General features: G+C 42.0%; 1 protein-coding gene. It reads right to left on the bottom strand.

Going from position 1 to position 345, the window contains the following annotated elements; genetic code table 11:
• Positions 1–33: 33 nt before the first annotated feature.
• Positions 34–345: helix-turn-helix domain-containing protein (locus tag IQR33_RS26700; protein WP_193844207.1), on the bottom strand; the 312-nt coding region annotated here is incomplete at its 5' end.

Raw genomic sequence — 345 nt, 5'->3', positions numbered from 1 at the left:
ATTGATGATTATTTGACCTAAAAAAACGCGTTGTTATCCAACTTGTTTTTTATAACGGGAAGGTGATATTCCCTGTAAGCGAGTAAAAGTATGAGTAAAAGTACTCTGGCTTGAGAAGCCAGTAAACTCGGCAATTTGCCCTAAAGAAAGGTGCCCTTGCTCGATTAATTCACGAGCCATGTCGATTCGCTTTCCGAGAACATATTGATGAGGTGTAATCCCCATCTGCTCTTTAAACAAGCAATGAAACTGACTTTCCCCAAGAAACACTCGCCCGGCCAATTGAGCCACACTAATCTTATGACTCAGGTGCTGCTCAATGTAACGATCAATCGCCTCCAAATC

The organism is Vibrio sp. OPT46 (genome assembly GCF_015163535.1).
Classification (GTDB): domain Bacteria; phylum Pseudomonadota; class Gammaproteobacteria; order Enterobacterales; family Vibrionaceae; genus Vibrio; species Vibrio alginolyticus.
The sequence above is the reverse complement of the archived record's forward strand: the minus strand, read 5'-3'. Positions and strand labels throughout refer to the sequence as shown.